This window comes from Amycolatopsis sp. GM8 (assembly GCF_021653975.1).
Lineage (GTDB): Bacteria > Actinomycetota > Actinomycetes > Mycobacteriales > Pseudonocardiaceae > Amycolatopsis_E.
This window is the reverse complement of the sequence record NZ_JAJKFK010000002.1, coordinates 1092351-1118599: the sequence shown is the minus strand read 5'-3', so window position 1 is coordinate 1118599 and position 26249 is coordinate 1092351. Positions and strand designations below refer to the sequence as shown.

The following is a 26249-nucleotide window of genomic DNA, read 5'->3' as shown; positions in this document are numbered from 1 at the left end:
TGGAACTGGTCAAGAAAAGGGAGGTGGATCACTCGGGTAGGCCGGCTTCGAAGCAGGCGAGGCGTTTGCCGAACTCGTCCATCAACCGGTCCGGATCCTCCCGCGACGCGAAGTAGGCGGACATGATGAGCCCGACCAGGATCCCGGACCAGGTCTGCACCGCGAGGTCGTGCACGTCCCGCCCGAGGCGTTGGGCGATCGCCTCGTCGAGCATCCCGATGCCCTCGGCCATCTGGTCCATCAGCAGTGCCCGCAGCTCCGGCACCGAGAAGACGAGCCGCTGGCGGGCGAGTTCCAGTTCGGACTCCTCCGCGCGCATGCCGGAGTACACCTCGTCGATCGCCTTGCGAATCGCCGCGATCGGGGGCAACTCGGCGGGCTGGCGGAGGAAGGAGCGGATGAGCACCGGGTCGAGCCGGTCGTAGCGGACCGTGTCCTCTTTGGTCGGGAAGTACCGGAAGAACGTGCTCTGCGAGATGTCGGCAGCCGCGGCGATCTGCTCGATCGTGGTCTCGTCGTAGCCCTGCGCCATGAACAGGCGCAGGGCCGCGTCCTGGATCGCGGCCCGCGTCCTGGCCTTCTTGCGTTCGCGGAGCCCTGGCTCAGCCTGCGACGACTTCATGCCCCGATTCTGCCTCGGCCACGTCCTCGGCGGTGCGTGGCAGGAACGCGACCGTCAGCACCGCGCCGAGTACCGCGAACGCCGCGCACACCCACAGCGTCCCGTTCATCCCGTGCACGAACGCCCGTCGCGCGGCGTCGGCCAGCCCCGGTACCCGGACCCCGACCGCGACGTTTTCCCTTGCGGCGTCCGGGGTTCCGGCAGGCAGCCCGCCGCGATAGGCCGCGTTGAGCACGGTGCCGAGGATCGTGACCCCGAGCGTGCCGCCGACCTGGCGCAACGCCTGCAGCAGACCCGAACCGACGCCGGCGCGGGCGGGGCTCAGCGCGCCCAGCGCGATGTCCATCGCCGGCGGCAGCGAGAACCCGAGGCCGAGCCCGATCAGCGAAACCCACACCGCGGCGAACCCGTACCCGTGCCCAACGCTCGTGTTGGCCCCGATCGCGAGCCCGGCGACGAGCAACGCGAAACCCGCGGTGACGACCACTTTCGCACCCAGCCGCGGCCGGATCCGGTCGGCGATCTGCACCCCCACCAGCAGACCGCCGACCACCGGCAGCAGCCGCAGCCCAGTGCCCAGCGCGTCCGTCCCGAACACCGCCTGGAAGTACTGCGGCAGCACGAACATCGCGCCCATCATCGCGAACGACGCCAGCGTCGCCAGCACCGCGCCCCAGCGGAAACCGTTGGAGGAGAACAACTTCGGGTCGACGAGCGGGTCACGGGCGCGGCCGAGCCACGCGGCGAACCCGGCGAGCAGCAGTACGCCGCCGAGCATCGGCACCAGCGCCCAGGCGGAATCCCAGCCGCGGTCACCGGCCTCGACGAGACCGTAGGTGAGCGCGACGAGCCCGAGGCTGGACAGCGCGATGCCGCGGAAGTCGATGCGCTGCGCCGGATTGCCGGGGATGTCGGGCAGCAGCCGGATCAGCATCACGATGCCGATGGCGATGGGCGGCACGTTGATCAGGAACGCCGAGCCCCACCAGAAGTTGTCCAGCAGCCAGCCGCCGACGACCGGGCCGAGCGGGATGCCGAGTGCCATCGCCGCGGCCCACACCGCGATCGCGCGGCCGCGGTCCTTGCCCGGGAACAGCACGGCGAGCACGGACATCGACATCGGCACGAGGAACGCGCCGCCGATACCGAGCAGGACCCGCGACGCGATGAGCGTCTCGGCCGAATTGGAGTACGCGCAGGCGACCGAGGCCAGGCCGAACAGCGTCAGCGCGCCGAGCAGCAGGCGCTTGGGGCCGAACCGGTCGCCGAGCAGGCCGGCCGGGAGCAGCCCGGCGGCGAGCACCAGCGTGTAGGCGTTGGAAAACCACTGCAGCTGACTGGTCGACGCGCGCAGGTCGACCGCGAGCGTGGGCAGCGCGACGGACAGGACCGTGACGTCGAGCCCGAAGGCCAGCAGCGCGACCGCGAGCGCGCCGAGCGCCCACCAGCGCCGCGGATCGGAAGCGTTCATCTCTCACCTCAAATCTGGCAGCTACTTTCTTTTGAAAGCTACTATCAATTTGCTCGAAGTGCCAGACTTGACGCGTGCTGTCCTACCGGCGTGTTCTGGGGCTGCCCGGTGTACCCGCGACGATCCTGCTGATGCTGTTCGCCCGCGTGCCGATCGCGGCGATGGGCTACACGCTGACCCTGCACGTGGTCGCCGACCTGGGCCGCGGCTACGGCGAGGCCGGACTGGTCGGCACGATGACCACGGTGGGCAGCGCGGTCGGCTCGCCGCTGGTCGGCCGGATGATCGACCGGTGCGGGCTGCGGCCGGTCGTGCTGGTGTGCGGTGTCGTGTCGACGGCGTACTGGGTGAGCACGCCGCGGCTGCCGTATCCGGTGCTGGTGTGCGTCGCGCTGGTCGCGGGCATGCTCGTGGTGCCGGTCAGCTCGATCTCGCGGCAGGTGCTGACCGCGCTGACGCCCACCGAGCTGCGGCGGTCGGCGTACTCGCTGGACTCGATCTCGCTCGAGGCGTCGTTCATGGTCGGCCCGGCGGCGGGTGTCGCCGTCGCGACCCAGGTTTCCGCCTCGGTGGCGCTCGTCGGGATCGGCGTGTGGTTCGCTGCGGTGAGCGTCGCGTTGTGGTGGTTCAACCCGCCGGTCCGGCACGAGCAGGATGTCGTCGAAGGGCCGCGGCCGAAACCGCGGGACTGGCTGACGCGACGGCTGGTCGCGACGCTCGTGATCGCCACGGGTGCGGTGTTCTGCTTGGCGGGGACGGAAATCGCGGTGCTCGCCGCGCTGCGGGAGACCGGTGAGGCCGGCTGGGCCGGGGTCGTGATCATCGGCCTGTGCGTGGCGTCGATCATCGGCGGGCTCGCGCACGGCGGCGTGCAGCGGTCGCTGTCGCTGCCGGTGTTGCTCGTGTTGTTGTGCCTGCTGACGATTCCCGCGGGTTTGTTCGCGCACCCGTGGTGGCTGCTGGCGCTCGCACTGTTCCCGGCGAACCTGGCGTGCGCGCCGACGCTCGCATCGACGGCCGAGGTGGTCAGCCGGGTGGCACCGGCGCGGGTGCGGGGCGAGGCGATGGGCCTGCTGGACTCGGCGAGCCGGCTCGGCGCGGCACTCGGCAGCCCCGTCGTCGGCTTCACCATGGACCACTCGTCGGCGGCGGCGGGTTTCGCCGCGGCGGGCCTCGGCGGGCTCGCGATCGCTTCGACCGGCTTGCTCCTGCAGGTCGGGCGGAGGGTGTCTGTTTCGTCTGTTAAGTGAGTAACGCCGGGCGGTGTGCCATTCGTTGGCCGAACATGCTGCGGATGACGGGCGAGCCCCGGTCACTCGTCGTGATCGCCGGCCTGCCGGGTTCGGGTTCCGGCGGGCACGCGCGCTTTCTCACGCGCGGGCCCGGTCGTCGTCCACGACCCGGCGACCGGCGGCACGATGACCACCCCGCACCGCCGAGAACCCGTCACCCCCAAATCCCCGCCGCACAAACCCGGCACCGATACCTTCAGCACATGAAACCTGCCCTCGCCGCCATCGTCGCCGCGACGCTCATGCTCACCGCCTGCGACCAGGTCAGCTCGGCGTCGGACAAGGCGAGCGTGTGCGCCGAGGCGCTGGGCCTGACCAACCTCAACCCGAACCTGGACCCGAGCGAGCTCGCCGCGCAGGCACAGGACAAGGCCAACCGCCTGCGGGAACTCGCGAACCAGGCCTCGGACCAGGACCTGAAGCAGAACCTGGTCACGATCGCCGACTCGTATGTGGCCTTGGAGCAGCGCCGGGCCGCGGGGTTGAGCGACGTCAACGACTGGGTACAGCGGAACGCCGACAACCTCGGATCCTTGCGGGCGGCATGCTTCTGAGCCTCACCGCTCCACGGTCTTCCACCAGCGCAACGTGAACACGCCGCCGGCCACCACGACCGCCGCCGTGAACAGGATCCAGCCGACCGGGAAGTTCCAGCCGCCGGTATCCGACTTCTCCGCCGCGGGAGCGACCGCCGGGGCAGCGGCGACCAGGCCGATTTTCACCGTCAGGTCCTCACGCGGCTTCGGCCCGACGGTGATCGGCGGCGTACACCCGTTGTCCCCACCCGGCACGCGGTAGGTCGTGAACTCCGGCGCCAGCCGCCCGAGATCGAGGCACACCTGGTACGAGCCGTCGGGCAGGTCGTCCAGCAGGTACCCGCCGTCCGCGCCGGTGCGGGTGGTGGCCACGACGCGCCCCGTCGCGTCCTTCATCGTGACAGTCAGGCCCGCCGCACCCGGCTCGTCCGGGTCCCGCACGCCATTGCCGTTGCGGTCGAACCACACGACATCGCCGACCCGGTTGCGCGCGGCGACCACGCCAGCATCCAAAGTGGACTCGTCGCGATGCCCGGGGCCGACGCTGACCGTGGGCGTGCACGACGTGCCGAGGTCGACGTCGGAGTCCTTGGTCAGGTCCCCGGCATGCGGCTTGGACCACTGCCCACCGGCATAGGCGGGTGGAAAACCCTTGGGGTCGAAGCAAACCTGGTACGCACCGTCGGGAATCCCCTTGAACGAGTACACCCCGTCCGCGCCGGTCCTGGTGGTCGCCACGTCGCGGCTGTCCTGCACCAGCCGGACCGGCACCCCGGCGATCCCCGCTTCCACCGGATCCTGCAACCCGTTGCGGTTGCTGTCGAACCACACCCGGTCACCGATCTCATTGGGCGGCGCGGCGAGCCCCGTGCTCAGCGTGGTGTCCTCGCGCTTCCCGAGGCCGACGGTCACCGCGCGGGTGCAGCCGGTCGCGGGGTTCGCCATCGACGAGTTGAGGTACTTCGCGGGCGTGAAGTCGGCGACCGCGTCCGGAAGATTGCCCAGGTCGAAGCACACCTGGTACGAGCCGTCGGGCACATCGTCGAAGGCGTACGCACCGTCCGGCCCGGTGGTGGTCAGCGCCAGCTGGCTGCCGTCGTCGCCGCGCAGCTTCACCGGGACGCCCGCGATACCCGGCTCGTTCGCGTCCGGCACGCCGTCGCCGTTCAGGTCCGACCAGACCCGCGCGGCGATGCGATTCACCGGCGGCGCCAGCCCCGCGTCGAGCGTCCGGTCCTGCTCATGCCCGGCCTTCAGCTCGACCGGCGCGGTGCAACCGCCGGCCGGATCGGGCGCCGAGTCCTGGCCGGGATTGCCCGCCCTGGGCTTGGTCAGCTGGTAGTCGGCGTATTGCGCGGGCAGCTTCGTCACGTCGAAACAGACCTTGTACGTGCCGTCCGGCAGATGCGAGAACGCGTACTGCCCGTGCGGGCCGGTGGTGGTCGCGGCGACGAGGGCGCCGTCGCCGTTCTGCAGCGACACCGGCACGCCGGCGACCCCGGGCTCGCCCGGATCCTGCAGGCCGTTGCGGTTCACGTCGGCCCACACCAGGTCGCCGAGCTCGTTCAGCCCGCCGACCAGACCGGCGTCCACGGTGTCGTCGACCGAACCCGGCGGGCCGATCGTCACCCGGACCGTGCCGGTGGCCGGGTCCACACTGGAATCGGCGTCCGGCAGCACGCTCGCCAGCGGTACGGTCCACCGCAGACCCTCGACGGGCGGCGCGCCCGGCAGACCCGAAGTGTCCACATGGGAGTAGTCGAACTTGACCGTGTAGCAGGTGTTCGGCCGCAGACCGTCCGCCGGGCCGAACAGGTAACGCCCGTTCGCGTCGGTCGTCTTCTCCGCCAGCGGCGCGCCGGTCCCGTCGCAGGCCAGCAGCTGCACCCGGACGCCGGGCAGCGCGGGCTCGTCACCGTCCTGCACACCGTCGCCGTCGGTGTCGAACCACACCCGGTCGCCGAGCTGCACGTCACCCGTGCCATCGCCGACCGCCATCGTCAGGTTAACCGGCTTGCCACCGGACACGTCGGCGAAGTCGGTCAACCCGGCCAGACCGGGCGCCTGCGCCGCGGGTTTCACCCCGTTCATCGTGGGCGGGATCGACGCGTCGACCCGGTACCGGCCACCGGACAGCGCGCTCGTCGGGATCACCACCGAACCGTCGGGGCCGGTGGTGCCGCTCGCGCTGGCACCGGAGGGATCCGTGGCGACCACGAGAATTCCGGCGACGCCGGCGTTGTTCTGGTCGGGCCGCACGACCCGCACCGTCAACGGCCCGTCCGCGCTGTCGGCGATCGCCGGGATGGGTACGCCGCTCACCATGAGCAGCGCAACCACCACCACGATTACGTGCCTCACCGGCAGCTCCCCGACTTACCCGCTGAAAGACTGCGCCCACACTAGAAGCGCGGGCAGTCGATCTTCGGGAGCCTGCCGCCGCACGAAAGAGTGAAAAGCTACCCGCGCGCGATCAGTTCCGCGATCTGCACAGCGTTCAACGCGGCACCCTTGCGTAAATTGTCGGCGGCGATGAACAACGCGAGGCCGCGCCCGTCCCGCACGCCCGGGTCCGTCCTAATGCGACCGACGTAGCTCGGGTCGTTACCCGCCGCCTGCAACGGCGTCGGCACGTCGGACAGCGCCACACCGGGCGCGGTCGCCAGCAACTCCCTTGCGCGGTCCGGCGAAAGCGGCTCGCTGAACTCCGCGTTGACCGACAGCGAATGCCCCGTGAACACCGGCACCCGCACACAGGTGCCCGACACGAGCAGGCCCGGGATGTCGAGGATCTTGCGACTCTCGTGCCGCAGCTTCTGCTCCTCGTCCGTCTCGAACGAGCCATCGTCCACAATGGATCCAGCCATCGGGAGCACATTGAACGCGATCGGCGCGACGTACTTGGCCGGCGCCGGGAAGGTGAGCGCGGACCCGTCGTGCGTCAGCTCCGCCGCCCGCGAGGCGACCGCGTTCGCTTGCGCCGCAAGCTCTTCCACGCCGGCGAGCCCGCTGCCGGACACCGCCTGGTAGGTGCTGGCGATCAGCCGCCGCAACCCCGCCTCGTCGTGCAACGGCTTGAGCACCGGCATCGCGGCCATCGTGGTGCAGTTCGGGTTGGCGATGATGCCCTTGTGCGCGTCCTTGACCGCCTGCGGGTTGACCTCGCTGACCACCAGCGGCACGTCGGGATCCCGCCGCCACGCGGAGGAGTTGTCGATGACCGTCACGCCGGCGTCGGCGAACCGCGGCGCCTGCGCCTTCGAAGTCGTGCCCCCCGCGGAAAACAGCGCGATGTCCAACCCGGACGGGTCGGCCGTCGCGGCGTCCTCGACCTCGATTTCGGTGTCCCGCCAGGGAAGCTTCGTGCCCGCGGACCGCGAGGACGCGAAGTACCGCAGCTGCTCGACCGGGAAGTCACGCTCCGCCAACAGCTTCCGCATGACGGCACCGACCTGACCGGTGGCGCCGACCACTCCTACTCGCAACCCCATCACCGACCACTCCCCGCGTAGACAACCGCTTCCTCGTCGCCGCCGAGCTCGAAGGCGTCGTGGATCGCACGCACCGCGTCGTCCAGCTGCGCGTCGCGGATCAGCACCGAGATCCGGATCTCCGAGGTGTTGATGATCTCGATGTTCACGCCGACCTTCGCCAGCGCCTCGCAGAACGTCGCCGTGACCCCCGGATGCGAGCGCATCCCCGCGCCCACCAAGGAAACCTTGCCGACCTGGTCGTCGTAGAGCACCGAGTCGAACTCCAGCTCGGGCTTGAGCTTCTCCAGTTCGGCGACCGCCTTGGGACCGTTGGCCTTGGACAGTGTGAAGGTGATGTCGGTGCGGCCGGTGGTGTTGGACACGTTCTGCAGCACCATGTCGATGTCGATCTCGGCGGTCGCGATGACCCGGAAGATCCGCGCCGCGGCACCGGCGTGGTCGGGCACCCCGGTCACCGTGATCTTGGCCTCCGAGCGGTCGTGCGCCACACCGGTGATCAGCGCTTGTTCCACGGGGATCTCCTCAATCGAACCGGCTACGGTGGTACCCGGCTTGTCACTGTAGGAAGAACGGACACGGATCGGCACGCCGTACCGGCGCGCGTACTCGACGGAACGCAGGTGCAGGATCTTCGAACCGCTCGCCGCGAGTTCGAGCATTTCCTCGTACGGCACGGTATCGAGCTTCTTCGCGTCCGGCACGATCCGCGGGTCGGCCGTGTACACACCGTCCACATCGGAATAGATCTCGCACGCGTCGGCGTTCAGCGCCGCCGCCAGCGCGACCGCCGTGGTGTCGGAACCGCCGCGGCCGAGCGTCGTGATGTCCTTCGTGTCCTGCGCGACACCCTGGAAACCCGCGACCAGCGCGATATAACCCTGTTCGAGCGCCTCGGTGACGCGGCCCGGCGTGACGTCGATGATCCGCGCGTTGCCGTGCACCGCCGTCGTCACCACCCCGGCCTGCGAACCGGTGAACGACCACGCTTCCGCGCCGTGCGCGGAAATCGCCATGGCCACCAACGCGTTCGAGATGCGCTCACCCGCGGTGAGCAGCATGTCCATCTCCCGCTCCGGCGGCACCGGGTTGACTTGCTGGGCGAGTTCGAGCAACTCGTCGGTGGTGTCGCCCATCGCCGAGCACACCACCACCACGTCGTTGCCGGCCTTCTTGGTGGCCACGATTCTCTCGGCCACGCGCTTGATCCGATCAGCGCTTTCCAACGACGAACCGCCGTACTTCTGGACGACCAGCGCCACTGTTATCGGACCTCCTAGGTGCGCTTTTCGTGAAGCCTACCGGGGCTGACCGGCCGGGCCATGTGCTTATGTGGCCCCGACCACTCCTATCACAGGCTGTAGTCGCCCGCGTGAGAAAATTTCCGTCGTGCTGACAATTGAACGAGCGGTTTTTCCGCGATTCGTCATGCCGTCCGGCCTGGCGGAGCGCGGAAAGAGATGGCTGCCGCTCGTTCCCGCGGCGATCTACCTGGCCTTTCGTGGTTTCGGTGTGATTGTCCTCGCCATTTCGAGCCCGCATGGTCTGCTAGATCGGCTGACCGCCTGGGATGGCTTGTGGTACCTCAAGATCGCCGCGCACGGTTACGACCTCGGCCCGGTGCTCGACGCGCAGGGCCACCTGAACCCGTTCACCCCGCGTGCGTTCTTCGCCGGCTATCCGCTGCTGACCCAGGGGCTGTCGGCTTGGCTCGGTATCGGCCTGGTGCCGGCGAGCCTGCTCGTCTCCGCGATTTCCGGTGTCGTCGCGGCTTATGGGCTCGCCCGGCTGGGCCGGATCGTGCGCGGTGGTTCGCCGCGCGCGGGTTACCTGCTGGTGGCGCTGTTCGCGGCGGCGCCGATGGGTGTCGTGCTGTCGATGGCTTACACCGAGGCGTTGTTCTGCGCGCTCGCGGTGTGGGCACTGGTGGGTGTGCTCGAGGAACGGTGGCTGCTGGCGGGCGTTTGCTGTGCGTGCGCGGGGCTCGTCCGCTCGACGGCGCTGGCGCTCGCGCTCGCCGTCGGACTCGCCGCGCTCGTCTGCCTGCTGCGCCGTGGCACCGCGCGCCCAGCCGCCGCGCTCCTGCTCGCGCCCGTGGGGCTGGCCGGGTACCTGTGGTGGACGGGACTGCGGGTACGACCGGACGCCGGGCTGGCCGATCAGCTGCGGACGTGGCCCGACCTGGAGTGGCAGGGCTGGCTGACGAAGTTCGACGGCGGGCTCGCCACGTGGAACTTTCTGCGCTCGGCCGTCGTTTCGCCGACCGGGATGACCGTGCTGACCGCCGGGGTCATCATCGGTGCGCTGGTGCTGCTGGCGGTCGCGCTGGCGCGGCGGATCGAATGGCCGCTCGTGGTCTACGCCGCCGCGGTCTTGGTTCTGTGCCTGGGTTCCAGCGGGCTGATGCACGCAAAACCCCGCTTGCTGCTGCCGGCGTTCACCTTGCTCGTGCCGGTGGCGATCGGGCTGTCGAACCGGCGGCCTGGCACGGCCGTATTGACCGTGTGCGGTATCGCGGTCCTGAGCGCGTGGTTCGGCGCCTACGCGCTCACCGTGTGGCACTACGCGATCTGACGCACAATCAGTACCGGGGAGGGTCGATGGACTTGGTGACCCGCCGGACGTTTCGACGCGTGGTGTGCCCAGTGTGCGGAGAGCGCCGGACGGAGATGCGCGTGTTCGGTACGGCGCGGTATGACGACGGGGATCAGCCGAAATCTCGCCGGCGGATCCGGGGTGAGCTGCGCGCGCAGGCGGACGCGTGGCACCCCGATCCCACGTGTCACCGGTGCGCGCGGACCGTGTGAAACCATCGGGGGCCATGCGGAAACCAGCGAACAGCAGCGTGCCCCTCGCGGACCTGATCACGCGGCGGTGGAGTCCGCGTGCGCTCGACGAGACCGGCGAAGTCAGCTGGGACCAGCTGCGGGCGCTGCTCGAAGCCGCCCGCTGGGCGCCGTCGTTCGGCAACACCCAGCCCGCCCGCTATCTCGTCGGCCGCCGCGGGGATGACACGTTCACCCGCATCCTCGGCACGCTCACGAAACGCAACCAGTCGTGGGCGCACCGGGCGGGCGCGCTGCTGATCGCGGTCATGATCACCCGCAACGAAAAGGGCGAAATCCCGTACGCCGAGTACGGGCTCGGCCTGGCCGGGCAGAACCTGGCGTTGCAGGCGATCGCCGAGGGGCTGGTCGCGCACCAGATGGCGGGCTTCGACCCGGACGCGGCCCGCCGCGAGTTCGCCGTCCCGGACGACGCTGTCCCTCGCGTCGCGATCGCCGTCGGAGTGCAGGCCGAGCCCGAGGTGCTCGGCGAGGAACGCGACGTCCAGCGTGAGCGCGCGCCCCGCCGCCGCCTGCCGCTCGCCGAGTTCGCCTACACCGGCGCCTGGGGCCGGGCCGCGTTCTGAACAGTGCCTTCGACGACTTCCAGCGTGACATCGGCGCCGAACACGTCCGCGAACATCCGCCGCAGGTAAGGAATCGCGTGGTTCCACCCTTCGACCGGGCTGCCGGGCCCGTACCACCACCCCCCCACCCGTCGCCCGACCACCGCCCCCGGTCGAGGCGCTTCGCGCCGCAGTGCCATCGCGACGAGCGTCACCGGCACCCCGGCGAGCGCGCTGCCCAGCGCGGTCCGCGGGTTGAACCGCGGGTCGGCGATCACCAGGCCGAGCCACGATTTCACCACGGCGGGGATCCCGAGGTCGTAGACCGGCACGCCGACGACGATCGCGTCCGCCGCCGCGACCTCGTCGGCGAGTTCGGCCACCAGCGGGCCCGGCTCGCCGAGCACCGCCTCCCGCCACGCTTCTTCCAGCCCGCGCATCGCGGCGAGATCGCGATGCACGGCGTCGTCACCCGCGAGCTTCGCGGTCAGCTCGCGGCTGACCGAACCCTCGTAGCGGATGCTCGAATCCACACGCAACACAGTCATCTGGTGTCCCTTTCCCGGAATCCGATCCGTCAGTGCCATGACGGACCACGAAGCGCGGAGGGGACACATGGCTGACGAATTCGAGACGCACCGCGAGCGGCTGCGCGGCGTCGCGTACCGGATGCTCGGCTCACTGTCCGAAGCGGACGACGCGGTGCAGGAGGCCTGGCTGCGCTACCACCGCGCGGACACCCGCGACGTCGGGAATCTCGGTGGCTGGCTGACCACGGTGACGGCCCGGATCTGCCTGGATCTGTTGCGGGCACGGGGTTCCCGGCGCGAGCAACCGCTCGAAGACATGCCGGTGTCCGGTGCCGATCCCGAACAGGAGGTGGTGCTCGCGGACGCGGTCGGCCGCGCCTTGCTGGTCGTGCTGGAGACGCTGGCGCCGGCCGAGCGGATCGCGTTCGTGCTGCACGACGTGCTCGCCGTGCCGTTCGCGGAGATCGCGCCGGTACTCGACCGGTCGCCGGAGGCGACGAAGAAACTCGCCGGGCGGGCGCGGCGGAAGGTGCGCGGTGCGACGCCTTCCGCTGATCTGGCAAGGCATCGCCGCGTGATCACCACATTTCTCGAGGCCGTCCGCGAGGGTGATGTGCCGGGCCTGCTGACGGTCCTCGCGCCGGACGTCGTGCGCCGGGCCGACGTCGCACCGCCGGTACTGCGCGGGGCGCGGAACGTCGCCGAGGAGGCCAAGCTGCTTTCCCGGGAACGCGCCCGCTACGCCGAGCCCGCACTGATCGACGGGCGGCCGGGCGCCGTCGTCGCACCGCGCGGGCGCGTGACGATCGCGCTGCTGTTCACGATCTCCGGCGAGCGGATCACCGAGTACGAGGTCGTCGCGGGTCCCGGCCGGATCCGCGGTCTTTCGATCAGCGTGCTCTAGGCCGCGCCGCCGAGCCGGCGGATGAGGCGCGCGGCGATACCCGGGACGATCAGCCAGAACAGCGCGGCGATGCCGTAGTTCACCAGGACGCGCAGCTTCTCGTCGCTCGGCTCGAACAGGTCCTTGAAGCCGATCGACAGGGTGTCCGCCCAGCCGCGGATCCACGACACGATGCCGTTGTCCGGGTTCGCGGAGCCGATCGTGAAGATCACGTGCAGGACGAGGATGATCGCGAAGATCAGCCCGACCCAGCGGACGATGCCCGCGACCAGCCCGACGGTCTGGTCCTTGACCCGGCGCCAGTCCACCTCGGCGCCACGCTTGGTCCGTGACTGCTTGTCGGTGACCTCGGTGTCACTGCTCTCGGCGTGCTCGGCCATGCCCGGAAGTGTGGCACGTCCGGGCGGTGATTACTACTCACGGGTAACGGATTAGTCGCGGGCCCGGTTTCATCGTCAACTCCGCGCCGCTAGAGTGGCCTGGTGGCGCGTGCTCTCCTGCTTCGCTGCCGCGACGGGGCCTGATCAGACCGGCCCCCCGTCGCGGGGCTTCGTGATGCCGCCGGTCGCCCGACCCGAATTCCGGCAGGAGATCCCGGTATGACCACCTCTGATTCCATGAGCCACATCCGCACACCCGCCCGTCCCGCGCCCGCCGGCCAGCCCGCCTGGAACCCGCAGCGCGGCAGTTCGATGCCGTTCCATCGGTACCAGCCCTGGTACCGGCTGGTCGAGGACATCGATGTACCCGACCGGACCTGGCCGGCCAAGCGCATCGAGCGCGCGCCGCTGTGGTGCGCGGTCGACCTGCGCGACGGCAACCAGGCACTGATCGACCCGATGTCGCCCGCCCGCAAGCGCAAGTTCTTCGAGCTGCTGGTGCGCATGGGGTACAAGGAGATCGAGGTCGGCTTCCCGGCCGCCTCGCAGACCGACTTCGACTTCGTCCGCGAGATCATCGAAGACGACGCGATCCCCGAGGACGTCCGCATCCAGGTGCTGACGCAGTGCCGGCCGGAGCTGATCGAGCGCACGTTCCAATCGCTCGAAGGGGCGCCGCGGGCGATCGTGCACATCTACAACTCGACGTCGATCCTGCAGCGGCGCGTGGTGTTCCGCGAGGAGCGCGAAGGCATCAAGAAGATCGCGCTGCAGGCCGCGGACCTGGTCGTCGAGTACGCGTCGAAGTACTCCGACACCGATTTCCGGTTCCAGTACTCGCCCGAGTCCTACACCGGCACCGAGCTGTCCTACGCGGCCGAGGTCTGCAACGCGGTGACCGACATCTGGCAGCCGACGCCGTCGCGGCCGGTGATCCTCAACCTGCCCTCGACCGTCGAGATGGCCACGCCGAACGTGTACGCCGACTCGATCGAGTGGATGGGCCGCAACCTGGACCGCCGTGATTCGGTGATCCTGTCGCTGCACCCGCACAACGACCGCGGCACCGCGGTGGCCGCCGCCGAGCTGGGCTACCAGGCCGGCGCGGACCGGATCGAGGGATGCCTGTTCGGCAACGGCGAACGCACCGGCAACGTCGACCTCGTCGCGCTGGGGATGAACCTGTTCAGCCAGGGCATCGACCCGCAGGTGGACTTCTCGGACATCGACCAGGTCAAGCGCACGGTCGAGTACTGCAACCAGCTGCCGGTGCACGAGCGCAGCCCGTGGGGCGGGGACCTGGTGTTCACGGCGTTCTCGGGTTCGCACCAGGATGCGATCAACAAGGGCTTCGAGGCGCTGCGGCGGGCCGCCGAGAAGGAGAACGTGCCGGTCGACGAGTACCCGTGGGAGGTGCCGTACCTGCCGATCGACCCGAAGGACGTCGGGCGGACGTACGAGGCCGTCATCCGGGTCAACTCGCAGTCGGGCAAGGGCGGCGTCGCGTACATCATGCGCACCGAGCACCAGCTCGACCTGCCGCGGCGGCTGCAGATCGAGTTCTCGCAGGTGGTGCAGCGGCACACGGACACCGAGGGCGGCGAGGTCGCCCCGGCCACGATGTGGAACGCGTTCTCGGCGGAATACCTGGAGTCGGAGTCGCCGCTGAAGCTGGTCAGCCAGCACGTCACGGCGAACGGCGACTACAACCTGGTCGCGACGGTGCGGGTTGATGGTGAGGAGCAGGAGATCACGGGTACCGGCAACGGCCCGATCGCCGCGTTCTTCGACGCACTGTCGACAGTCGGCTACGACCTGCGGCTGCTGGACTACAGCGAGCACACCCTCACCCCGGGCGACGACTCGAAGGCGGCTTCATACATCGAATGCGCGGTCGGCGACAAGGTCTACTGGGGTGTCGGCATCGACCCGTCGATCGTCACGGCTTCCCTGCGGGCCGTGGTGTCGGCGGTGAACCGGTCGCATCGCTGAGTGTGGAACCGGCCTCCCCACCGGGAGGCCGGTTCACTCGGTGATCAGCTGGAGGCCCTCGTATTCGACGAAGTCCTCATAGTCCTTCACCTTGAGCGTGGCCAGCGGGATTTCGAATGCCAGGCAACAGGCGGCGATCCAGGTGTCATTCTGCGGTCGCGGACGGCCCCGGCGCTGCGCGTAGGCCGAAATCTCGCCCCACACCCGCGCGACCTTCGGCGTGCCCGGAAAGACAGGAAGCGGTTGCATCCACTTCTCCAACCGTTCCCGGCGCGGGAGGGCCCACGAGCGCAGATGCATCCACTTGTTCAGTTCACCTAAGGTCACGAAGGTGATCGCTGGGCGACAGCCCAGCAGCCGCGCGCGCCAAGCCATGCCGGAAGATCACGCTTGAACATGCCCGATGCCACGTCGGTATCGAGTACAACCTCTGAAGCCACTACGCCAGATTGGCCTGCCGCTCAGCGGCCACCCACGCCAGGAACTCGTGTAGTTCCTCGTCGGACTCGAAGATGTCCTCGCACGCCCAGTCATCTACTGACCGGATCGGCTGCACGTTCTTCTCGGCGAACAGCGCATCCCGCAGGGCCGGACCATCCAACTCCTCGTGCGACGGATGCTCCGCATTGCTCGACGTCATGGTCCACCTCCCTCGCTCTCCGAAAACCGTGCATATCGTAGCGCCACCACGGTGCGTCTTGCCTGTTCCGTCACGAACCTCCCAACATCAGTCCGTCAGGGCCGCCGATTCTGCGTGCAGGGCGTCGAGCACCGTGGTCACCGCGGGGCGGGCTGATGCGCCGGTGCGCAGCACTGCCTCGATGTGCCCGGCCGCGCGCAGGCCGGCGAGTGGGCGGGCGAGGACCGCGGGTGACATCGTGTAGCGCGGCAGCAACGCGATGCCGTGCCCGGCCGCGACCAGCGCCTCGATCACCCGCAGGTCGTTCGTGCGGTGTACCGGGCGCGGCCGCACGCCGGTGCGCGCGGCCAGGGACCGCAGCACGTCGTCCACCGGGAAGCCCTCGTTCACGCCGATCCACGGTTCGTGCGCCAGGTCCGTGAGCTCGACCTTCTCCTGGCCCGCGAGCCGGTGACCGGGCGGCAGCGCGACATCGATCGGTTCCCGCAGCAGGTGCACGACCTCCAGCCGATCGGTGGTGAACGGTTCGGCCTGCTCGTCGCGGTGGGTCACCACGATGTCGAAATCGGCGACCAGGCCGGGCACCTGGTGCGGATTCATATCCGCGTCGCGGACAGCCACGTCCAGCGCCGGGAACTCGGCGAGCCGGTGCAGCAGGCCGGGCAGCAACATCAGCGCGGCCGACGGGAAGATCGCGAGCCGCACCCGGCCGCGTGGCTCGCTGCGGTACGTGTCCAACTCCGCCTCCGCCCGGTCGAGCGCGGCAAGCACGTCATCCGCACTGGTCACCAGCGCGCGGCCGGCGTCGGTGAGGCGCAGGCCGCGGCCAGCGGGCTCGGTCAGCGGCAGGCCGACCTCCGCCTGCAGCGCCCGAAGCTGCTGCGAAACCGCCGACGGAGTGCAGTGCAGGGCACGTGCGGCGGAAGTCACGCTGCCGCGGTCGGCGAACTCGCGCAGCACCCGCAACCGGCCGATATCCACGATTGTGAAGCGTAGCTGAAGATTCCGTGCACATAATCTCGATGGTCCTACAAAATTAGGCAGCGCAAGCTGGACCGGTGGGTGCTCGTGACCGTCTGCTCGCCGTGTTCGTCGCCGTCATCTGGGGCTGCAACTTCCTCGCCGTCCACTACCTGATCGGCCACTTCCCGCCACTGTTCGCGGGTGCGCTGCGGTTCCTCGTGATCGCCATCCCGACGATCCTGTTCATCCCGCGCCCCAAGGTGAAACTGCGCTGGCTGGTCGGCTTCGGCCTCTGCTTCGGCACCGGCCAGTTCGCGTTGCTGTTCATCGCGCTGAACATCGGCATGCCGACCGGGCTCGCGTCACTCGTGCTGCAGGCCTCGGCGCCGTTCACCGTGGTGCTCGCCGGTTTCCTGCTGCGGGAACGGCTTTCGCTGCGGCAACTGACCGGCATCGTGCTCGCGGTCGGCGGGCTGGCGGTGATCGCCTGGCACCAGGCGGAGCACGCCGTGCTGCTACCGGTCGTGCTGACCGTGCTCGCCGCGCTCAGCTGGGCCGCCGGCAACATCTGCGCGCGGCAGGCCCGGCCGGACAACGGGCTGCATTTCACGCTGTGGACGTCGGTCGTGCCGCCGATCCCGATGTTCGTGCTGTCGCTGATCTTCGAAGGCCCCGCCGCGCAATGGCATTCGCTCGCCACGATCGGCACCGTGGACGGCTGGATCGGGCTCGGCGGCCTGGCCTACGTCGTGCTGCTCGGCACGCTCGCCGGCGCCGGCATCTGGACGACGCTCATGCGCCGCCACCCCGCCGGTGTCGTCGCGCCGTTCTCCCTGCTGGTGCCCGTGGTCGGGATCAGCGCGTCCTTCCTACTACTGCACGAAACGCCGCAGCTGACCGAAATCCTGGCCGGGCTGGTGATCGTCGCCGGGGTGCTGCTGGGCTCACTGCCCAACCGTCAGCGCTCGGCCGAAGCCGTCTCCGACGAAGAGGAAGGGCTCGCCGTCTCCTCCTCGTGATGGCGGCGGCCCATCCGCCGCTTGATCACCAGGCTGATGATCACGCCCGCGACCACGGCCGCGCCCAGCGCGATGTAGGAGAACCGGGACAGCCACTGCTCCGCCACGACGCCGAGCGAGTACACCAGCGCCGTCGTGCCGCCGGCCCAGACGATGCCGCCGAGGGCGTTCGCCGCGAGGAACTTCCAGTAGTGCATGTGCAGCGAACCGGCGAGCGGCCCGCACAGGATGCGCAGGATCGCGACGAATCGGCCGAAGAACACCGCCCACACACCGCGGCGCGCGAAGATCCGCTCGGCATTGTGCACGTGTTCGGGCCCGAAGTGTTTCGGGAACCTCCGGCCGGCCCAGTCGAACAGTCGTTGCCCGCCCTTGCGGCCGATCAGGTAACCGATGCTGTCCCCGATGATCGCGCCCGCACTGCCGACGATGCCGACGATCCACGGGTTGAGCCCCGGGTGGGTCGACGCCAGCAGTGCGGCGCTGACCAGCACGATCTCGCCGGGCAGCGGGATGCCGAGGCTTTCGACGCCGATCACGACGCCGACCGTGATGTACACGAGAAGTGGCGGGATCGTCTCCAGCCACTGGTCGATGTGCACTCTTCAGGCTCCCTTGCTGCCGGGTTCCCGCCAGGGTACCCGCGTCAGGGCTCCAGCATCTCCGTCACCGAGGCGGCGTGTGGCACCGCGGGCCCGGCACCGGCGTCGACCTCGACCAGTTCGGCCTCGACCTCGTGCGGTGTGATCCGGCCGGCCTGGATGTCCTCGGCCCAGTGGCAGGCCACCCGGTGCCCGGTGCCGATCTCCCGCAACTGCGGACGGTCGGTGTCGCACAGGGTTTCCTGCCGCCACGGGCACCGCGTGTGGAACCTGCACCCCGACGGCGGCGCCGCCGGTGAGGGCAGGTCGCCGGCGAGCAGGATCTGCTCGCGGCTGTCCTCGACGCGCGGGTCCGGCACCGGGATCGCCGACAGCAGCGCCTTCGTGTACGGGTGCAGCGGCTCGGCGTACAGCGTCTCGGAGTCGGTCTCCTCGACCAGCGAGCCCAGGTACATCACGCCGATCCGGTCGGAGATGTGCCGCACCACGGCGAGGTCGTGGGCGATCACCAGGTAGGTCAGCCCGAGCGTCTCCTGCAGGTCTTCGAGCAGGTTGATCACCTGCGCCTGCACGGACACGTCGAGCGCCGACACCGGTTCGTCCGCGACGATCAGGTCCGGTTCCACGGCGAGCGCCCGCGCGATCCCGATGCGCTGCCGCTGCCCGCCCGAGAACTCGTGCGGGTACTTCCGCAGCGAGGTCTCCGGCAGCCCAACCGCGCTCAGCAGCTCCCGCAAACGCTTGCGAGTGCTGTCCCGGCCCTTGTCCAGACCATGCGCGCGCATGCCCTCGACGAGGATCGACTCGACCGACTGCCGCGGGTCGAGGCTGGACAGCGGGTCCTGGAAGACCATCTGCATCCGCCGCCGCATCGTCCGCAGCGACTCGCCCTTGAGCTTCGACAGGTCCGTCCCGTCGAACACCACGCGGCCGCCGGTCGGCTCGATCAGCCGGAGCAGGCCGCGGCCCAGCGTCGTCTTGCCACAACCGGATTCGCCGACGAGGCCGTAGGTCTCGCCGCGCTGGATCTCCAGGTCCACCCCGTCGACCGCGTAGACGTGGCCGACCGTCCGGTCGAGCACGACGCCGCGCTTGATCGGGAAGTGCACCTCGATGCCTTCCACCTTCACCAACGGGTCACTCATGCCCGCACCCCCTGCATCGCGCCGACGGGGTTGTGGCAGCGCAACATTCCGCCGTTGTCGGGCACCAGTTCCGGCATCACCTCGCGGCAGCGGTCCAGCGCGTTGGGGCAGCGCGGCGCGAATGCGCACGCGTGCTCCCACGGGATGTTGTCGGCCACGGAACCCTTGATGGGCAACAGTTTCTCACCGCGCGGCGCGTCCAGCCGCGGGATCGACTCGAGCAGCCCGTGGGTGTAGGGATGCCGCGCCGCCGCGAACAGCGCGTGCCGCTCGGCCCGTTCCACCACGCGCCCGCCGTACATGACGTTGACCTCGTCGCACAGCCCGGCGACCACGCCGAGATCGTGCGTGATCATGATCAGCGCGGTCCCGGTCTCACGCACGAGTTCCTGCAGCAGCGCGAGAATCTGCGCCTGGATCGTCACGTCGAGCGCGGTCGTCGGCTCGTCCGCGATCAGCAGCCGGGGCTTGCACGCGAGTGCGATCGCGATCAGCGCCCGCTGCCGCATCCCGCCGGAAAGCTGGTGCGGGTACTCGGAAAGCCGGCGCGACGGGTCCGGGATGCCGACCCGGCCGAGCAGGTCCTTCGCCTCCACGCTCGCCTGTTTGCGGCTCATCCCGCGATGCCGTTCCAGCACCTCGGTGATCTGCAGGCCGATCGGGATGACCGGGTTCAGCGAGGACAGCGGGTCCTGGAACACCATGCCCAGATCGCGGCCGCGCTTGTCGCGCAGCTGCTTGTCCGACAGCGTCAGCAGATCGGTGCCCTCGAACCGGACCGAACCCTGCGCCTCCGCGCCACGCTTCGGCAGCAGGCCCATGATCGCGAGCGCGGTCACCGACTTGCCACTGCCCGACTCGCCGACCAGGCCGACCGTGCGGCCGGGCTCGACGTCGAAACTGATCCGGTCCACCGCCGTGAACGGCCGGATTCCCTTGCGCTTGAACGTGACCGACAGGTCCCGTACTTCCAGTAGTGCCATGAAGCCCTTACCGCCTGTTCTTCGGGTCGAGCGCCTCGCGCAACGACTCGCCGAGCAGCGTGAAACCCAGCGCCACGATGATGATCGCGATGGCCGGGTAGAACGCGAGCTCCGGTTTCACGTCCAGCAGGCCCTGCGACTTGCCCAGCATCAGGCCCCATTCCGCGCGGGTCCAGTCCGAGTCGCCGAGGCCGAGGAAGGACAGCGCGGCCGCGTCGATGATCGAGGTCGCGAGCGTCAGCGTCGCCTGCACGATGACCGGGCCCACCGAGTTCGGCAGCATGTGCCGGAACACGATGGTGGTCCGCCGCACGCCCAGCGCCGTCGCGGCGAGCACATGATCGCTGGAGCGCTGCGCGAGCATCGCGCCCCGCAGCAGCCGCGCGAAGATCGGCACGCTCACCACGGCCACCGCGATGATGACCGTCCACTGTGTACCGTGCGAGAACAGTGCGGCGATCGAGATGGCCAGCAGCAGCGAGGGAATCGCCAGCAGGATGTCGGTGAACCGCATCAGCAACGCGTCCACCCAGCCGCCGACCGCGCCCGCGAGCCCGCCGATGAGCATGCCGACCGCCACGCCGATGAGCGTCGCGACCACACCGACGATGAGCGTCTGCTGCGAACCGACGAGCAGCCGCGAGAAGAAGTCGTAGCCGTTCTGGTCGCTGCCGAGGATGAACCCCGGCATCGGGCCCGGGATCGAGTCCGGCCGCAGGTTGTTCTTCAGCTCGTCGTACGGGATGTACGGGCTCTTCGGCGCCAGGAACGGCGACAGGATCGCCAGCAGCACGAACAGCACGGTGATCACCGCGCCGATGATGGCGATCGGGCTGCGCGACATCCGCTTGAACGCGTCCGCCGCGAGACTCGTGCCACCCGAGGCCGCCAGGTCGTCGATGCGGTCCTTCTTGCGCCGCAACAGGTTCGTGGTCATCGCACCCGCACCCTCGGATCGATGATCGCGTACGAGACGTCCACCAGCAGGTTGACGATCACGTACACGAGCGCGGCGAGCAGCAGCAACGCCTGCAGCCGCGGGTAGTCCCGCCGCTCGATGCCCTGCGCCAGCAGGTAACCCAGGCCCGGGATGTTGAACACCTTCTCGGTCAGCACCGCGCCCGCCAGCAACAGGCCGGTCTGCAGGCCGATCGTGGTGGACACCGGCAGCAGCGCGTTGCGCAGGATGTGCCGGCGCCGGATCACCGGCGTGGTCAGCCCCTTGGACTCGGCGGTCCGCACGAAGTCCTCCGACTGCACGTCCAGCACGGACGCCCGGGTGATCCGCACGATCACCGCGAACGGGATGCTGGCGAGCGCGATCGCCGGCAGGATCAGGTGCTTGACCGCGTCCCAGAACGCGTCGAACTCACCGGTCAGCAACCCGTCGAGGGTGAAGAACCCGGTGATGTGCGTGGCGTCGATGGTGACGTCCTGCCGCCCGGACGGCGGCAGGATCCCCAGCTTCTGCGCGAAGATGTACTTCAGCAGCACACCGAAGAAGAACACCGGGACGGCGACGCCGATCAGCGTCGTCAGCACGGTCGCGTTGTCGATGAGCCGGCCGTGGAAACGCGCGGCCGCGTAGCCGAGCGGGATCCCGAACGCGATTGCCAGCACCAGCGCGAAGACCGCCAGCTCGATCGTGGCCGGGAACGCCCGGCCGACCTCGGCGAGCACCGAGTCCCCGCTGATCAGCGAGGCACCGAAGTCGCCGGAGAGGATCCGGCCGAGGAACTTGCCGTACTGGACGAAGATCGGCTGGTCCAGACCCAGCACATGGTTGAGATCAGCGAGCTTCTGCGGTGTGGCCTTGTCCCCGAGCAGTGCTCCCGCGGGTCCGCCCGGCAGCAGGCGCAGCCAGGCGAACACGAGGATGGAGAGCACGAGGAGAGTAGGCACCGCCTGCAGCAGCCGGCGAACGATGAATCGCAGCATATGGTTCGTGCCCTAACGAAGTTCCTTTACCGGAAAGGTACCCGCGCCCCGGGATCGCCGGGGCCGGGTACCTTTCCGGCAGAAGGTCCGTCAACCCTTGGTGACCGTGTAGAAACGCTCGTCGGTCAGCGGTGTCGGGATCAGGTTGTGGATGTTGCTCTTGACCACGATCGCCGGCGGCGACGAGGTCAGCGGCACCGCGGGCACGTACTGCGAGATCACCAAGCTGGCCTGCTCGTAGGCCGCCTTCTTGGTCTCCGGCGTCACCTGAGCGTCCGCATTGGACAGTGCGTTGAAGACCGCCGGGTCGTTGAACCCGAACTCCGCCTTCTGCCGGCCGAAGAACGTGCCGACGAAGTTGCCGGCGTCGGCGTAGTCACCGGTCCAGCCCAGCAGGTGGATGTCCTGCTTACCGGCCTTCTGCACATCGTCCTTGTACCCGCCGTTCCACGGCTCCTGGACGATGTTGACGTTGATGCCGACGGCCTTGAGGTCGTCCGCGATCGCGCCGCCGATGTCCACCGGGTTCGGCATGTACGGGCGGGTGACCTCGGTGGGCACGTAGAAGTTCAGCGTCAGCCCGGTCGCCCCGGCCTGCTGCAGCAGCGCCTTGGCCTGGTTCGGGTCGTAGCTGTGCTTCTCCACCGCGTCGGTGTAGCCGGGCACGTTGTTCGGCAGGAACTGCGTCTGCGCGTAGGCCCCGGTCGGCAGCTTGTTCTTGGCGAGCTGGTCCTTGTTGATCGCGTACTCGATCGCCTTGCGGACCCGGACGTCCTGGAGCTTCGGGTTGTTCTTCTGGTTGATGCCCAGGTACAGGACGTTGAACGCGGGGCGGATCAGCACCTGGTTACCGGCGTCCTTGAGCGAGCTGTAGTCGGCCGGGCTCGGGAAGTCGTAGCCGTCGATGGTGCCGGCGGCCAGTTCCTGCTTGCGCGCGTTCTCGTCCTCGATGATCTTGAAGATCAGCTTCGAGGTCTTGGCCTTGTCGCCCCAGTAGTCGTCGTTGCGGACCAGGGTGATCGTCTTGTTCGTCTTGTCGTAGCTCTGGAACTTGTACGGACCAGTGCCGGTCGGGTGGTCGGTCGCGTATTCGGGGTACGTGAACGAGTCGCCGCTCTGGGTCACGTTGTCGGCGTTGTACTTCTTCAGCGCGTCCGGGCTGGAGATCGACAGCGAGGTCAGGCCGAAGGCGTCCGGGAAGGCGCCCTTCGCCTTGTTCAGGTTGAGGACCGCAGTGTAGTCGTCCTTGGCCTCGCACGACTTGTAGACCGGGGCGCCGGTGGCGTCACCCTCGTTCTTCGCGAAACCCTCGAACACGTCGCCGTAGTAGATCATCTGGCTCTGTGCGCCGGCGCCCTTCATGTTGTACCAGCGGTCGAAGTTGAAGCAGACCGCCGCGGCGTTGAAGGGGGTGCCGTCGTGGAACTTGACGCCCTGGCGCAGGGTGAAGGTCCAGGTCTTGGCGTCGGCGCTCGGTGTCCACGCGGTGGCCAGGTCGCCGACCAGCTCGGTCGTGCCGGGCTTGTAGGTCACCAGGGTGTCGAACATCTGGCGCGCCGGCCGGAAGCTCTCGCCGTCGTCGTTGAAGATGGGGTCGAAGTTCTTCGGCGCACCCGCGGCGCCGAAGACGAAGGTGTCGTTGGCGCCACCGCCCGAACCACGCTCGGAAGCGCAGGCCGACATGGTGACGGCGAGCGCACCGGCAAGCCCGATCAGGGCGAGTCGGCGCAGACGAGCCACCCGCTGAGGGAGCATGTGAACTCCTAGTAGAAGTCGCAGTTTGTGATCGCCGACCCTATCCGGAACCGACCGGGTTGCTTAACCACGTCAGGTTACGATCGCGCTACGTAAAATGTGAAAGACTTACACGCTGGGGATTTATGATCGCTCTGCGTAGAAAACGTGCCCTATTTGACCGAGTGACGTTCCCCCAAACAGGTGATATAGATCATCGACCGCAAACCAGCCGCGTTCGAAGTCCTGCCACTTTTCGAGGTACGGGCGGGCCGCTTCACCATCTCGGTGGACGGCGCGCTCGAGCCGCTCCGCCGGGTCTGGACCAGTGATCAGGCAGAGGGCGCTGAGGAATGGCCGCACGGAGGCGCGGCCTGCCGAGACGCCTTCCAGGATGAGAACTTCCGGCGGTGGGACGGTGACGTGCTCGCCGGGCTCGGGGTGCCCACTGGTCCAGTCCAGCTTGACGTAGTGCCCTGGCTCGCCCCGCGAGAGCGGTTCGAGGACGCCTTCGGCCAGCCGCGGCCACCAGGCGACCGGATCGTCCCAGGTCGCGAACGAGTCGGTGCTGATGACCGTCGCGGATTCGAAGGCCGCGCAAAGCCTCGCGGCGAAGGTCGATTTACCGGCACCGGACGGACCGTCCACGGCGACGAGCCGCACGCCGCCCAGTCGCGGCGCCACCCCCAGCACGGCCGCGGCGAGCTCAGAGGGCTCGGCGTCCGGAGAGGGCACGACCGAGGGTGAGTTCGTCGGCGAACTCGAGGTCCCCGCCCATGGGCAGGCCGGACGCCAGGCGGGTGACGGCGAGGCCAGGGAAGTCGCGCAGCATCCGGACGAGGTAGGTCGCGGTGGCCTCGCCCTCGGTGTTCGGGTCGGTCGCGATGATCACCTCGGTGACCTCCTCGCCGCCGATGCGGGTCAGCAGCTCGCGGATGCGCAGCTGGTCCGGACCGATACCCGACAACGGGTCGAGCGCGCCGCCCAGCACGTGATAGCGCCCCTTGAACTCGCGGGTGCGCTCGACGGCCAGCACGTCCTTGGGCTCCTCGACCACGCAGATCTGCGAAGTGTCGCGGCGGACGTCCCGGCAGATGCGGCACTGCTGCTGTTCGGACACGTTGCCGCAGATCTCGCAGAACTGGACGCCCTCACGGACCTTGCCGAGCACGTCCTGCAGCCGCGCGATATCAGCAGGATCCGCGGCGAGCAGGTGAAAAGCGATGCGCTGCGCACTCTTCGGGCCGATGCCGGGCAGGTGGCCGAGCTCGTCGATGAGGTCCTGGACTACACCTTCGTACAAGTGCGTGCCTTCTAGCCGAGCCCGGGGAGGCCGAGATTGCCGAGGTCGGGCATGCCGCCGCCGAGGGCGCCGGCGACCGGGCCGAGCTTTTCTTCGGTGATCTTCTGGGCGTTCTTCGTGGCGTCCCGCACCGCGGCGACGATCAGGTCGGACAGCGTCTCGGTGTCCTCGGGGTCGACCACCTTCGGGTCGATCGTGAGGCTCTTCAGCTCCATCCCGCCGGTGACGACCGCGGTCACCAGTCCACCACCCGCGCTGCCGGTGACCTCGGTGCGCGCGAGCTCCTCCTGCGCGTCGACGAGCTGCTGCTGCATCTGCTGCGCCTGCTGGAGGATCGCCTGCATGTCGGGCATTCCACCGCCGGGTTGCACCATGATCGGATTCCCATCCTCTGCGGACCTGCACGTGCCAACCAGCCTAGTCGCGCCCGGTGCCGGGCGTGGCATGCGAGGGGCACGAGCCGCGATGTGTCACCGTGGTTGCCATGAAATGGCGGATGGTACCGATGCTGCTGGCCGGGTCGGCGATGCTCACGGCCTGCACGAGCGGGGGCGCGACGCCCACGTCGATGCCTGAACCGCTGCTGCAGCCGGTGTCGATTCCCCAGGCACCCGCGCCGTCTTCTTCTCCCTCGCCAACGCCGCCAACGCCACCGCCTCATGCGGGAACCGTCGTCATGCTCGATCCAGGGCATAACGGCGGCAACGCGAGCCATCCCGCGGAGATCAACAAGCAGGTCCCCGCCGGACGCGGTGAAACCAAGCCGTGCAACACGACCGGGACCGCGACGAATGCCGGCTACACCGAACACGCCTTCAACTGGGACGTCGCCCAGCGGGTGGGCGCCGCGTTGGCCACACACGGCGTCCAGGTCCGCTACACCCGGGACAACGACACGGGTGTCGGCCCGTGCGTCGACAAGCGCGCGGCGATCGCCAACCAGTCCGGCGCGGCGGCGGTCGTGTCGATCCACGCGGATGGTTCGGATTCGTCGAGCGCACACGGCTTTCACGTGTCGTACTCGAACCCGCCGTTGAACGCCGCGCAGGGCCGACCGTCGATCGGGCTGGCCGACGACATGCGGGACGCGTTCCGGTCCGCGGGCTTCCCCACGTCGACCTACCTCGGCTCGGGCGGCATCTACCCTCGCGACGATCTGGCCGGGCTCAACCTCGCGACGCTTCCCGCGGTGCTCGTGGAGTGCGGCAACATGCGCAACCCGGGCGAAGCGGCGGCGATGTCGTCGACCGCCGGACGGCAGCGGTACGCGGACGCCATCACCGCGGGCATCCTCGGCTACCTGGGGTTGTAGA

27 protein-coding genes are annotated in these 26249 nt (G+C 69.1%); 8 read left to right on the top strand and 19 right to left on the bottom strand.

Going from position 1 to position 26249, the window contains the following annotated elements; translation table 11 throughout:
* Positions 1 to 28 precede the first annotated feature (28 nt).
* Positions 29 to 622, bottom strand: coding sequence for a TetR family transcriptional regulator (locus LOZ83_RS12935; protein ID WP_236790695.1), 594 nt, complete (start codon positions 620 to 622; stop codon positions 29 to 31).
* Entirely contained in the window at positions 603 to 2093 is a 1491-nt protein-coding gene (locus LOZ83_RS12930; protein WP_236790694.1) for a DHA2 family efflux MFS transporter permease subunit, read from the bottom strand. Before LOZ83_RS12930 ends, LOZ83_RS12935 begins: the two co-directional genes overlap by 20 nt.
* Before the next feature lie 131 nt (positions 2094 to 2224).
* On the opposite strand from LOZ83_RS12930, the gene LOZ83_RS12925 reads away from it, so the two are divergent.
* The gene (locus LOZ83_RS12925; RefSeq protein WP_236790795.1) at positions 2225 to 3343 is read left to right on the top strand and encodes an MFS transporter; all 1119 of its coding nucleotides are present in this window, start codon (positions 2225 to 2227) and stop codon (positions 3341 to 3343) included.
* A gap of 245 nt (positions 3344 to 3588) precedes the next feature.
* A complete protein-coding gene (locus LOZ83_RS12920; RefSeq protein WP_236790693.1) occupies positions 3589 to 3939 on the top strand; it encodes a hypothetical protein in 351 nt (116 codons plus the stop codon).
* A 3-nt stretch (positions 3940 to 3942) separates the two neighbouring features.
* Here the strand turns inward: LOZ83_RS12920 and LOZ83_RS12915 are convergent, their stop codons facing one another.
* The 3 genes from LOZ83_RS12915 to LOZ83_RS12905 all read right to left on the bottom strand — a co-directional run bounded on the left by LOZ83_RS12915 (position 3943) and on the right by LOZ83_RS12905 (position 8674).
* Entirely contained in the window at positions 3943 to 6282 is a 2340-nt protein-coding gene (locus tag LOZ83_RS12915) for an SdrD B-like domain-containing protein (RefSeq protein WP_236790692.1), read from the bottom strand.
* A 98-nt stretch (positions 6283 to 6380) separates the two neighbouring features.
* On the bottom strand, positions 6381 to 7412 hold the full coding sequence (locus LOZ83_RS12910; RefSeq protein ID WP_236790691.1) for an aspartate-semialdehyde dehydrogenase: 1032 nt from the start codon (positions 7410 to 7412) through the stop codon (positions 6381 to 6383).
* Entirely contained in the window at positions 7412 to 8674 is a 1263-nt protein-coding gene (locus tag LOZ83_RS12905) for an aspartate kinase (RefSeq protein ID WP_236790690.1), read from the bottom strand. Before LOZ83_RS12905 ends, LOZ83_RS12910 begins: the two co-directional genes overlap by 1 nt.
* Positions 8675 to 8801: 127 nt before the next feature.
* Between LOZ83_RS12905 and LOZ83_RS12900 the strand changes: the two genes are divergently transcribed.
* Complete coding sequence (locus LOZ83_RS12900; RefSeq protein ID WP_236790689.1) at positions 8802 to 9986, top strand: hypothetical protein; 1185 nt, start codon at positions 8802 to 8804, stop codon at positions 9984 to 9986.
* 247 nt (positions 9987 to 10233) lie between these two features.
* Positions 10234 to 10824, top strand: coding sequence for a nitroreductase family protein (locus LOZ83_RS12895; RefSeq protein ID WP_236790688.1), 591 nt, complete (start codon positions 10234 to 10236; stop codon positions 10822 to 10824).
* Here LOZ83_RS12895 and LOZ83_RS12890 read toward each other — a convergent pair.
* Positions 10791 to 11351 carry an NAD(P)H-dependent oxidoreductase gene (locus LOZ83_RS12890; RefSeq protein ID WP_236790687.1) on the bottom strand — a complete coding sequence of 187 codons (561 nt, stop codon included), beginning with the start codon at positions 11349 to 11351 and terminating at the stop codon, positions 10791 to 10793. The two genes, LOZ83_RS12895 and LOZ83_RS12890, sit on opposite strands and share 34 nt — an antisense overlap.
* Before the next feature lie 67 nt (positions 11352 to 11418).
* Here LOZ83_RS12890 and LOZ83_RS12885 point away from each other — a divergent pair, with 67 nt between their 5' ends.
* Complete coding sequence (locus tag LOZ83_RS12885; RefSeq protein ID WP_236790686.1) at positions 11419 to 12237, top strand: sigma-70 family RNA polymerase sigma factor; 819 nt, start codon at positions 11419 to 11421, stop codon at positions 12235 to 12237.
* On the opposite strand, the gene LOZ83_RS12880 is transcribed toward LOZ83_RS12885, so the two are convergent.
* A complete protein-coding gene (locus tag LOZ83_RS12880; RefSeq protein ID WP_236790685.1) occupies positions 12234 to 12617 on the bottom strand; it encodes a hypothetical protein in 384 nt (127 codons plus the stop codon). The genes LOZ83_RS12885 and LOZ83_RS12880 overlap by 4 nt on opposite strands.
* Positions 12618 to 12836: 219 nt before the next feature.
* On the opposite strand from LOZ83_RS12880, the gene leuA reads away from it, so the two are divergent.
* The gene (gene leuA, locus LOZ83_RS12875; RefSeq protein WP_236790684.1) at positions 12837 to 14609 is read left to right on the top strand and encodes a 2-isopropylmalate synthase; all 1773 of its coding nucleotides are present in this window, start codon (positions 12837 to 12839) and stop codon (positions 14607 to 14609) included.
* 33 nt (positions 14610 to 14642) lie between these two features.
* On the opposite strand, the gene LOZ83_RS12870 is transcribed toward leuA, so the two are convergent.
* From LOZ83_RS12870 to LOZ83_RS12860, 3 genes are all read right to left on the bottom strand, one after another.
* Positions 14643 to 14984 (bottom strand): type II toxin-antitoxin system VapC family toxin, encoded by a 342-nt coding sequence (locus tag LOZ83_RS12870; protein ID WP_236790683.1) that lies wholly within the window; start codon positions 14982 to 14984, stop codon positions 14643 to 14645.
* 64 nt (positions 14985 to 15048) lie between these two features.
* Positions 15049 to 15249, bottom strand: a complete 201-nt coding sequence (locus LOZ83_RS12865) for a hypothetical protein (protein WP_236790682.1) — start codon at positions 15247 to 15249, stop codon at positions 15049 to 15051.
* A gap of 87 nt (positions 15250 to 15336) precedes the next feature.
* Positions 15337 to 16230, bottom strand: a complete 894-nt coding sequence (locus tag LOZ83_RS12860; RefSeq protein WP_236790681.1) for a LysR family transcriptional regulator — start codon at positions 16228 to 16230, stop codon at positions 15337 to 15339.
* Between the two features lie 77 nt (positions 16231 to 16307).
* On the opposite strand from LOZ83_RS12860, the gene LOZ83_RS12855 reads away from it, so the two are divergent.
* Positions 16308 to 17231, top strand: a complete 924-nt coding sequence (locus LOZ83_RS12855) for an EamA family transporter (protein WP_236790680.1) — start codon at positions 16308 to 16310, stop codon at positions 17229 to 17231.
* Here LOZ83_RS12855 and LOZ83_RS12850 read toward each other — a convergent pair.
* From LOZ83_RS12850 to LOZ83_RS12810, 9 genes are all read right to left on the bottom strand, one after another.
* Positions 17171 to 17833 carry a DedA family protein gene (locus LOZ83_RS12850; RefSeq protein WP_236790679.1) on the bottom strand — a complete coding sequence of 221 codons (663 nt, stop codon included), beginning with the start codon at positions 17831 to 17833 and terminating at the stop codon, positions 17171 to 17173. The genes LOZ83_RS12855 and LOZ83_RS12850 overlap by 61 nt on opposite strands.
* 44 nt (positions 17834 to 17877) lie before the next feature.
* On the bottom strand, positions 17878 to 18978 hold the full coding sequence (locus LOZ83_RS12845; protein WP_236790678.1) for an ABC transporter ATP-binding protein: 1101 nt from the start codon (positions 18976 to 18978) through the stop codon (positions 17878 to 17880).
* On the bottom strand, positions 18975 to 19961 hold the full coding sequence (locus tag LOZ83_RS12840; RefSeq protein ID WP_236790677.1) for an ABC transporter ATP-binding protein: 987 nt from the start codon (positions 19959 to 19961) through the stop codon (positions 18975 to 18977). The genes LOZ83_RS12845 and LOZ83_RS12840 overlap by 4 nt, the downstream gene beginning before the upstream one ends.
* 7 nt (positions 19962 to 19968) lie before the next feature.
* Entirely contained in the window at positions 19969 to 20898 is a 930-nt protein-coding gene (locus LOZ83_RS12835) for an ABC transporter permease (protein WP_236790676.1), read from the bottom strand.
* Positions 20895 to 21899 carry an ABC transporter permease gene (locus LOZ83_RS12830; protein ID WP_236790675.1) on the bottom strand — a complete coding sequence of 335 codons (1005 nt, stop codon included), beginning with the start codon at positions 21897 to 21899 and terminating at the stop codon, positions 20895 to 20897. Before LOZ83_RS12830 ends, LOZ83_RS12835 begins: the two co-directional genes overlap by 4 nt.
* A gap of 90 nt (positions 21900 to 21989) precedes the next feature.
* On the bottom strand, positions 21990 to 23654 hold the full coding sequence (locus LOZ83_RS12825; protein WP_236790674.1) for an ABC transporter substrate-binding protein: 1665 nt from the start codon (positions 23652 to 23654) through the stop codon (positions 21990 to 21992).
* Between the two features lie 123 nt (positions 23655 to 23777).
* Positions 23778 to 24305, bottom strand: a complete 528-nt coding sequence (locus LOZ83_RS12820) for a uridine kinase (protein ID WP_236790794.1) — start codon at positions 24303 to 24305, stop codon at positions 23778 to 23780.
* 34 nt (positions 24306 to 24339) lie between these two features.
* Positions 24340 to 24936 carry a recombination mediator RecR gene (recR, locus tag LOZ83_RS12815; RefSeq protein ID WP_236790673.1) on the bottom strand — a complete coding sequence of 199 codons (597 nt, stop codon included), beginning with the start codon at positions 24934 to 24936 and terminating at the stop codon, positions 24340 to 24342.
* A gap of 11 nt (positions 24937 to 24947) precedes the next feature.
* A complete protein-coding gene (locus tag LOZ83_RS12810; protein ID WP_236790672.1) occupies positions 24948 to 25310 on the bottom strand; it encodes a YbaB/EbfC family nucleoid-associated protein in 363 nt (120 codons plus the stop codon).
* Positions 25311 to 25420: 110 nt separating this feature from the next.
* Between LOZ83_RS12810 and LOZ83_RS12805 the strand changes: the two genes are divergently transcribed.
* Positions 25421 to 26248: an N-acetylmuramoyl-L-alanine amidase gene (locus LOZ83_RS12805; protein WP_236790671.1), complete on the top strand. Its 828-nt coding sequence runs from the start codon at positions 25421 to 25423 to the stop codon at positions 26246 to 26248.
* The last annotated feature ends 1 nt before the right edge of the window (position 26249 follow it).

Excerpts from the sequence above, each read along its gene's own strand:
- LOZ83_RS12840 (WP_236790677.1), bottom strand. The coding sequence starts at position 19,961 with ATGGCACTACTGGAAGTACGGGACCTGTCGGTCACGTTCAAGCGCAAG.
- LOZ83_RS12830 (WP_236790675.1), bottom strand. The coding sequence starts at position 21,899 with ATGCTGCGATTCATCGTTCGCCGGCTGCTGCAGGCGGTGCCTACTCTC.
- LOZ83_RS12920 (WP_236790693.1), top strand. The coding sequence starts at position 3,589 with ATGAAACCTGCCCTCGCCGCCATCGTCGCCGCGACGCTCATGCTCACC.
- LOZ83_RS12935 (WP_236790695.1), bottom strand. The coding sequence starts at position 622 with ATGAAGTCGTCGCAGGCTGAGCCAGGGCTCCGCGAACGCAAGAAGGCC.
- LOZ83_RS12835 (WP_236790676.1), bottom strand. The coding sequence starts at position 20,898 with ATGACCACGAACCTGTTGCGGCGCAAGAAGGACCGCATCGACGACCTG.
- LOZ83_RS12925 (WP_236790795.1), top strand. The coding sequence starts at position 2,225 with ATGCTGTTCGCCCGCGTGCCGATCGCGGCGATGGGCTACACGCTGACC.
- LOZ83_RS12885 (WP_236790686.1), top strand. The coding sequence starts at position 11,419 with ATGGCTGACGAATTCGAGACGCACCGCGAGCGGCTGCGCGGCGTCGCG.
- LOZ83_RS12845 (WP_236790678.1), bottom strand. The coding sequence starts at position 18,978 with ATGAGTGACCCGTTGGTGAAGGTGGAAGGCATCGAGGTGCACTTCCCG.
- LOZ83_RS12895 (WP_236790688.1), top strand. The coding sequence starts at position 10,234 with ATGCGGAAACCAGCGAACAGCAGCGTGCCCCTCGCGGACCTGATCACG.
- LOZ83_RS12825 (WP_236790674.1), bottom strand. The coding sequence starts at position 23,654 with ATGCTCCCTCAGCGGGTGGCTCGTCTGCGCCGACTCGCCCTGATCGGG.
- LOZ83_RS12890 (WP_236790687.1), bottom strand. The coding sequence starts at position 11,351 with ATGACTGTGTTGCGTGTGGATTCGAGCATCCGCTACGAGGGTTCGGTC.
- LOZ83_RS12930 (WP_236790694.1), bottom strand. The coding sequence starts at position 2,093 with ATGAACGCTTCCGATCCGCGGCGCTGGTGGGCGCTCGGCGCGCTCGCG.
- LOZ83_RS12880 (WP_236790685.1), bottom strand. The coding sequence starts at position 12,617 with ATGGCCGAGCACGCCGAGAGCAGTGACACCGAGGTCACCGACAAGCAG.
- LOZ83_RS12810 (WP_236790672.1), bottom strand. The coding sequence starts at position 25,310 with ATGGTGCAACCCGGCGGTGGAATGCCCGACATGCAGGCGATCCTCCAG.
- LOZ83_RS12865 (WP_236790682.1), bottom strand. The coding sequence starts at position 15,249 with ATGACGTCGAGCAATGCGGAGCATCCGTCGCACGAGGAGTTGGATGGT.
- LOZ83_RS12870 (WP_236790683.1), bottom strand. The coding sequence starts at position 14,984 with ATGGCTTGGCGCGCGCGGCTGCTGGGCTGTCGCCCAGCGATCACCTTC.
- LOZ83_RS12805 (WP_236790671.1), top strand. The coding sequence starts at position 25,421 with ATGAAATGGCGGATGGTACCGATGCTGCTGGCCGGGTCGGCGATGCTC.
- LOZ83_RS12910 (WP_236790691.1), bottom strand. The coding sequence starts at position 7,412 with ATGGGGTTGCGAGTAGGAGTGGTCGGCGCCACCGGTCAGGTCGGTGCC.
- leuA (WP_236790684.1), top strand. The coding sequence starts at position 12,837 with ATGACCACCTCTGATTCCATGAGCCACATCCGCACACCCGCCCGTCCC.